This is a genomic window from Jatrophihabitans sp., assembly GCF_036388195.1.
Lineage (GTDB): Bacteria > Actinomycetota > Actinomycetes > Mycobacteriales > Jatrophihabitantaceae > Jatrophihabitans_A.
The window spans coordinates 1-6,501 of sequence record NZ_DASVSG010000003.1 but is presented as its reverse complement, the minus strand read 5'-3'; the positions used below and the strand labels follow the sequence as shown (position 1 = coordinate 6,501).

Genomic DNA, 6,501 nt, shown 5'->3' with positions numbered 1-6,501 from the left:
TGCCGACGCCGGCCAGCACCGACTGGGTGGTCAGCACCCCCTTGATCTGGGCGCGCTCGGCGGCCAGCAGGGCGGCGAAGGTCTCCAGGTCGACGCGCATCGCGTCGGGGCCCAGCCGGGCGATGCCAGGCACCTCCAGCGGGTCGCGCACCAGGTAGACCGCCAGCCGCTTCTGGGTGCCGGCCTCGGTGAGGTCGAATCCCGCCGAGGGCGCGTCGACGTTCTCGTCGGAGTCGAGGACCGGCGTCAGGTGCAGCCGGAAGGCCAGCGGCCCGCGGCCGGGCTTGGGGGGCGCCGGCGAGAACTTCTCCCGCCACTGCAGCCAGCCGGCGCGGGACAGGTGGGTGACCAGGTGCAGGCCGTCCACCTCGAGGGCGAGGAACTTGCCGTACCGGTTCGCCCCGGTGACGGTCAGCCCGTTGAGCGCGGACAGCGGCGGGTCGAAGGTCTTGATGACGCTGAAGGCCGCCACGTCGGAGCGGATCACGGTCCGCCCGACGGCGTTCTCGCGCAGGAACGCGGCCAGCGCCTCGACTTCCGGTAACTCCGGCATGCCGGTCAGCCTAGCCGTGGCTGGCTAGGCTGAGCCGGTGGAAGGGGTGGCACGGCGACGTCGCGGCAGCGATGGTCCAGCCGTGCGGCCACGTTCGCGGTTTCGCCGGGTGCTCGCGGTGCTGCTCGCCCTGGCGCTGACCTGGTTGGCCGCCTGCTTCCTGCTGGTGGTCACCCCGTCGGTGGACCGGCCGGCGCGCAGCGACGCGATCCTGGTGCTGGGCTCGCCCACCGCGGACGGCCGGTTGGACGAGGCGCTCCGGCTCGCCGCGGCGGGCTACGCCGGCACCGTGGTGATCTCGATCGGGTGGGAGCGCGGCCGGCAGCGGGTGGCGGCCTGCGCCGACGACGACCCGCGCTACCGGGTGATCTGCTTCCTGCCCGACCCGCCCACCACCCGCGGCGAGGCCCAGGAACTCGGCAGGCTGGCCCGGCAGCGGCAATGGGACTCGGTGCTGGTGGTGACCTCGACCTACCACGTGTCCCGGGCCCGGCTGATCGTCGACCGCTGCATGCCCGGCACGGTGCGGATGGTGGCTGCCCCCGGCAAGCCGTCCCTGGTCGGCTGGGCCTACCAGTTCCTCTACCAGACCGGCGGCTTCGCCAAGGCCTTCGTGCACCGCTCCTGCTAGGCCGGCCGACGGCGAAAGGCCCCTCAGCGCCGGACCGACACCGTCACGGTGAACTTCGGATCGCGGTGTGCCTGCCGGGTGCTGCCGAGAAACCGCTCCAGGCTGCGCCGGTGGTCCAGGTGCGAGTTGTAGACCGTCCACAGCTGGCCGCCGGGACGCAGCACCCGTCCGGCCGCCCGGAACAGCTTGAGCGCCGTCGCCGGATTGACGGTGGCGCCCACGTGGAACGGCGGGTTGCAGACGATCAGGTCGGCGCTGGCATCGGCGAGCCCGCTCATCGCATCCTCCCGGCGGACGCTGACCCGGTCGGCGACCTCGTTGGCCAGCATCGTCGCTCGGGCGGAGGCCACCGCAGCGGCGGACTCGTCGGTGGCGATCACGGTGAGTTGCGGGCGGGCCCTGGCCAGCGCCGCGGCAAGGATCCCGGTGCCGCAGCCGAGGTCGATCGCGGTGCCCGCCGCGATCTCGGGCGCCATCCGGTCCAGCATCGCCAGCAGCTGCCGGGTTCCGAGGTCGAGCTTCGTGCCGGCGAAGACCGCGCCGTGCGCGCACACCCACAGGCCGATCTCGGTCAGGTACTCGCGCCGGGGGAAGCCCGGCCCGCTGGCTCCGGGATGCGGCTTGCGTGCGGTGATCACCCGCGATTTCTGGCGCGCCAGACCGGCCTGGACCTCGCCGAAGGATGCCCGCAGCACCTCGTTCATGCCCAGGCTCAGATGCTTGACCCGTCCGCCGAGGAACACCTGCACCGAAGGATCGGCGTGCCCGGCGATCAGCTCGACGGCCTCGCGCAGCGCGTCGATGCTCTTGGGCGCCTGGATCAGCACCACCTCGGCGGCCCTGACCAGCTCGGCGTCCAGCGGCAGCTGGCGGAAGCGCCCGGTCAGGCCGAACCGCTCGGCATTGGACGCCAGCGCCAGCTCGCCCGACAGCGGGTCCTGGTGCACCCGCAGCCGGTCCAGGCCGTGCAGGGCGGCCGCGCCCAGGGTCAGCGCGCCGTAGTGGTCATTGACCAGCACCACCGAGCCCGGCGAGGCATCCCGCAGCCGCGGAGCCGCCTCATCCAGCAGCAGCCGGTCGGTGGCATCGACGGCGAACAGGTTGGCCGCCTCGACGTCCGGGTAGCGGCGCAGCCGATCGAAGTCGAAATCCACGCCGGTCACCGGGCGAGCATGTCACGCCGCCGGACGCCGCTCCGTCGGAGGCAGCGAAGGGAGGGGACTACCTGCCCCGTTTCCGGGAAGCCACGGCCGATTGGCTGCTAGCCTCGGCCCGTCATCGGGGCCCGGGCCTGCTGACGGGGCCACAGGGGGAGTGTCGATGCTGAGAACCAATGGCCGGCGAGTGCTGGAAGCCCACCTGCAGAACACCAGCATCCGCGCGATCAGCGGGTCGATGGTGGCATACGACGGGCAGGTGCAGTTCAAGAGCGCCGGCATGGGCGGCGGCGAGGGCATGATGGCCGGCCTGAAGCGCAAGGCCACCGGTGAGTCGCTGTCGCTCATGGAGTGCACCGGCTCGGGGGTGGTGTACCTCGCCCTCGACGCCCAGGACATCACCCTGGTCGAGCTGAACAACGAGACGCTGCAGGTCGAGTCCCGCCAACTGCTCGCCCTGGCGGGTCAGCTGCGGATGGACGTGAAGTTCTCCGGACTCCGCGGCGCGGCCAGCGGGCAGGGGCTGTTCACCACCACGGTGAGCGGCGCCGGCCAGGTGGCGATCCTGTCCGCCGGTGGCCCGCTGATCGGCCTGGAGGTCTCGCCCCAGTACCCCCTGGTGGTCGATCCGGACGCGTTCGTCGCCGCCCGGGGCCAGCTGAGCCAGTCCTTCGTCACCGACGTCTCCTGGGCCTCGGTGGTGGGCGAGGGCAGCGGGGAGCCGTTCTCGCTGCGCTGGGACGGCCAGGGCGCGGTCTACATCCAGCCTGCGGAGCGGCCATGACGTTCGAGAAGGTCAATTCCAAGGTCGTCAAGATCAACCTGGCGGCCAGCGGCGACGTGCTGGCCCGCAAGGGCGCGATGCTCTTCTACACCGGGGACGTCCGGTTCACCCCGCACACCCCGGGCGGCCCCGGCGCCATGGGAGCCATGAGCGGGGTGATCGGCATGGCCGGGCGCGCCATGGCCGGCGAGCACCAGATCATGATGGCCGCCACCGGCAACGGCGAGGTCCACTACGGCCGGGCCGGGCTGCACGTGACGGTGGTGCCGCTGCAGGGTGACCGGCTGGTGGTCGAGTCCAGCCGGCTGCTGGCCCACACCGCGAACCTGCAGTCCGCAGTCGTGCCGCTGTCCTCGGGCGGTTCCGGCGGTGGCGGGCTGCGCGGGATGGTCCGCGGCGCCGTCACCGGCCAGGGCCTGTTCACCACCCAGCTCTCCGGCCAGGGCGCGGTGGCGCTGCTCAGCCACGGCGGCACCATCGAGCTGCCGGTCCGCCCCGGCGGCGGCACGTTCGTCGATCCGCAGGCCTACGTGGGGCACCGGGGCAACGTCGCGGTCAAGCTTGCCGCCAAGGTCGGCTGGCGCGACGCGGTGGGCCGGGGAGGCGGAGAGGCCATGCAACTCGAGCTGAGCGGCGACGGCGTCGTCTACGTCCAGGCATCGGAGCAGAAGCTATGACGATCGCGGTGCACAGCCCGGCCTCGCTGCCCGACAACGACAACGTGCCGGACAACCCGTACGCGTACTCGCTGGAGATCACCAAGCCCTGGTTCATGTCCAAGGGCGCCATGATCGCCTTCTACGGCGCGCTGCAGTTCGTGGCCGTGCGCGGCCGGGGCCTGAGCGGGATGCTCTTCCAGATGGTCACCTCCCAGTTCTCCTCGCCGCTGTACGCGCAGGACTGGGTGGTGGCCGAGGGGCACGGCAAGCTGGTGCTGGGCGACCGGGGTTTTGAGATCAACTCCTACGACCTGGACGAGGGCAACCTCACCATCAAGGCGTCGAACCTGCTGGCGTTCGAGGGCAGCCTGGCGCTGCAGCAGTCGATCGTGCCGGGCTACCTGACCCTGATCGGGACGGGCAAGTTCCTCGCCTCGTCCTCGGGCGCGGTGATGTTCGCCGAGCCGCCGCTGCGGGTCGATCCCGAAGCGCTGCTGGGCTGGGCCGACTGCCCGGCGCCGAGCCACCGCTACGACGCCGGCTGGATGGCCGGCTTCCTCGGCTCGGCGATGGCGATGATGGGCGCCTCCTCCGGCGAGGAGCGCCAGTTCGACTTCACCGGCAGCGGGACGGTGCTCATCCAGTCCAGCGAGGCGGTGCGCTCGGACCGCGACATCCTGCAGCTGGTGGAGAGCCATCTCCCGCTGGTGGGCCCGGCCGGCCTGCAGCGGCTGCAGCAGTCCATCCAGCAGCGGCTGGCGCAGCAGAGCAGCTAGAGCCGGGCAGGCCCCGGACTCAGGCCCGGGCTCAGGACCAACTCAGGACGATGGCGCGAACAGCCCGACCGGGCAGCTCACCCCGGTGGCCAGCACCGGGCAGTAGCCGTTCGGGTTCTTGGCCAGGTACTGCTGGTGGTAGCCCTCGGCGTAGTAGTAGTCGCCCAGCGGGGCGATCTCGGTGGTGATGTCGCCGTAGCCGGCGTCGGCCAGCCGCTTGCCGAACGCCTCGGCTGCCGCCTCCGCCTGGGCCCGCTGCTCGTCGCTGGTGTAGTAGATCGCCGAGCGGTACTGGCTGCCGATGTCGTTGCCCTGTCGCATGCCCTGGGTGGGGTCGTGGTTCTCGAAGAAGATGCTCAGCAGCTCGGCGTAGCTGATGGCGTCCGGGTCGAAGATCACCTGGACCACCTCGGCGTGCCCGGTCCGTCCGGTGCAGGTCTCCTCATAGGTCGGATGCGGGGTGAACCCACCGGCGTAGCCGACCGAGGTGGACCAGACGGTTTCGTGCTGCCAGAAGTCCTTCTCCGCGCCCCAGAAGCAGCCCATCCCGAACACCGCGGTCTGCAGGCCGTCGTGCTCGTACGGCTCACGGATGCGGCGGCCGCTGACGTAGTGGGTCTCGGGGATGCTGTAGGCGTAGTCCGGCCGGCCGGGCAGCGCGTTCTCCGCGGTGACCATGCGGGCCTTCGGTCGCAGGATGCTCATGCTTCCAGGCTACGTCGCGATCGTGAGCGGCGCGTAGTCTGAAAACATGACGGAGTGGGGAATTGACACCCTTTTCAATCCTGGCAAGCGCCACATGGATGAAGAGAAGCGCCGGCTGCAGTCAACCCGTGAGGAGATCGGGGACTCCTCCGGTGGCCGCCGGATCGATCTGGAGTCCGGCACCGTGACGATCTCGCGCGGTCCGAAGAATGCGCCGGCTGATTCCGAGGACGCTGCGGACGCCGCCGAATCAGCCGAGGACGAAACAGCCGAGGACGAATCAGCCGAAGCAGTTGACGCCGCCGAATCAGCCGAAGCAGTTGACGCCGCTGAATCCGCCGAGGACGAATCAGCCGCCGCTGAAGCGGACCGGTCAGCCTCCCGGGAGTGACGCAGCTGGTTAGCCGGCGACGGTGACCGCGGAGCGGGACTGGCCCGTTATCGCCTTTGTGACCGGCACCTCACGCACGATCTGACCCCGCCCGGTTCGGATCGCTGTAGTCGAGCACCGCGTCCACCGTGGCCCGGCCGAAGCCGCCGCCCGAGGGCCCGGCGCCGAACACCCCGGGCCCGTCCGACCCCAACCGGGTCGCCAGGAAGGCCTCGGCGACGGCGCAGCTGCCCGGATCGCCCGGGCCGGCGGCCCGCACCAGCAAACCGGCCTGCAGGGTGCGGGCCAGCAGCCCGGCCACTCCGCGGGCCGACCGGGCGTCGGCGTCCGGATCGGGCCCCAGGTTCGCCAGCCGCTTGCCCAGCTCGCCCACCGTCGCATCCAGCCGGGGATCGGCGCCTGCCGACAGCGCCAGCTCGTCCTGCAGGGCCTGCACCGAGGCGGGCTCGCGGCTGACCGCGCGCACCACATCGAGGGCGATGACGTTGCCCGAGCCCTCCCAGATGGAGTTCAGCGGCGATTCGCGGAAGTACCTGGGCAGTGGCGACTCCTCGACGTAGCCCGCGCCGCCCAGGCACTCCAGCGCCTCGCCGACCACCATCGGGGCGCGCTTGCAGACCCAGAACTTCGCCGCCGCGACGGCCAGGCGCAGCAGTGGCGCCTCGCCCCGGTCCACCGCCGAGGCCAGCCGCAGGAACAGCGCCGCGGCGGCCTGCACCTCGACCGCGAGATCGGCCACCACCTCGCGCATCAGCGGCTGGTCCGACAGCTTCGCGCCGAAGGCGTCCCGGCCGCCGATGTGGTGCAGCGCCTGGGTCAGGGCAGCCCGCTGCACCGCGGCCGAG

The 6,501-nt window shown here is 71.6% G+C and carries 9 protein-coding genes; 5 read left to right on the top strand and 4 right to left on the bottom strand.

The features are described from left to right. Positions 1 to 553 (bottom strand): DNA-formamidopyrimidine glycosylase family protein (locus tag VF612_RS00175; RefSeq protein WP_408657824.1); only part of this gene is annotated, 553 nt, incomplete at its 3' end. Positions 554 to 635: 82 nt separating this feature from the next. Here VF612_RS00175 and VF612_RS00170 point away from each other — a divergent pair. Beyond that, a complete protein-coding gene (locus tag VF612_RS00170; RefSeq protein ID WP_408657823.1) occupies positions 636 to 1,184 on the top strand; it encodes a YdcF family protein in 549 nt (182 codons plus the stop codon). A gap of 23 nt (positions 1,185 to 1,207) precedes the next feature. On the opposite strand, the gene VF612_RS00165 is transcribed toward VF612_RS00170, so the two are convergent. Beyond that, on the bottom strand, positions 1,208 to 2,347 hold the full coding sequence (locus VF612_RS00165; protein WP_408657822.1) for a class I SAM-dependent methyltransferase: 1,140 nt from the start codon (positions 2,345 to 2,347) through the stop codon (positions 1,208 to 1,210). A gap of 157 nt (positions 2,348 to 2,504) precedes the next feature. Between VF612_RS00165 and VF612_RS00160 the strand changes: the two genes are divergently transcribed. From VF612_RS00160 to VF612_RS00150, 3 genes are read left to right on the top strand one after another with little or no spacing between them, the layout of a single operon-like run. Next, positions 2,505 to 3,125 (top strand): AIM24 family protein, encoded by a 621-nt coding sequence (locus tag VF612_RS00160; protein ID WP_408657821.1) that lies wholly within the window; start codon positions 2,505 to 2,507, stop codon positions 3,123 to 3,125. Beyond that, on the top strand, positions 3,122 to 3,802 hold the full coding sequence (locus VF612_RS00155) for an AIM24 family protein (RefSeq protein ID WP_408657820.1): 681 nt from the start codon (positions 3,122 to 3,124) through the stop codon (positions 3,800 to 3,802). The genes VF612_RS00160 and VF612_RS00155 overlap by 4 nt, the downstream gene beginning before the upstream one ends. Next, a complete protein-coding gene (locus VF612_RS00150; protein WP_408657819.1) occupies positions 3,799 to 4,560 on the top strand; it encodes an AIM24 family protein in 762 nt (253 codons plus the stop codon). Before VF612_RS00155 ends, VF612_RS00150 begins: the two co-directional genes overlap by 4 nt. A 42-nt stretch (positions 4,561 to 4,602) precedes the next feature. Here VF612_RS00150 and msrA read toward each other — a convergent pair whose 3' ends face one another. Next, the gene (msrA, locus tag VF612_RS00145; RefSeq protein ID WP_408657818.1) at positions 4,603 to 5,265 is read right to left on the bottom strand and encodes a peptide-methionine (S)-S-oxide reductase MsrA; all 663 of its coding nucleotides are present in this window, start codon (positions 5,263 to 5,265) and stop codon (positions 4,603 to 4,605) included. 46 nt (positions 5,266 to 5,311) lie between these two features. Between msrA and VF612_RS00140 the strand changes: the two genes are divergently transcribed. After that, positions 5,312 to 5,656 (top strand): DUF6191 domain-containing protein, encoded by a 345-nt coding sequence (locus tag VF612_RS00140; RefSeq protein WP_408657817.1) that lies wholly within the window; start codon positions 5,312 to 5,314, stop codon positions 5,654 to 5,656. 70 nt (positions 5,657 to 5,726) lie between these two features. Here the strand turns inward: VF612_RS00140 and VF612_RS00135 are convergent. Beyond that, positions 5,727 to 6,501 (bottom strand): acyl-CoA dehydrogenase family protein (locus VF612_RS00135; protein WP_408657816.1); only part of this gene is annotated, 775 nt, incomplete at its 5' end.

Coding starts and splice junctions, on each gene's coding strand:
- VF612_RS00160 (WP_408657821.1), top strand. CDS start 2,505: ATGCTGAGAACCAATGGCCGGCGAGTGCTGGAAGCCCACCTGCAGAAC.
- VF612_RS00155 (WP_408657820.1), top strand. CDS start 3,122: ATGACGTTCGAGAAGGTCAATTCCAAGGTCGTCAAGATCAACCTGGCG.
- VF612_RS00150 (WP_408657819.1), top strand. CDS start 3,799: ATGACGATCGCGGTGCACAGCCCGGCCTCGCTGCCCGACAACGACAAC.
- msrA (WP_408657818.1), bottom strand. CDS start 5,265: ATGAGCATCCTGCGACCGAAGGCCCGCATGGTCACCGCGGAGAACGCG.
- VF612_RS00140 (WP_408657817.1), top strand. CDS start 5,312: ATGACGGAGTGGGGAATTGACACCCTTTTCAATCCTGGCAAGCGCCAC.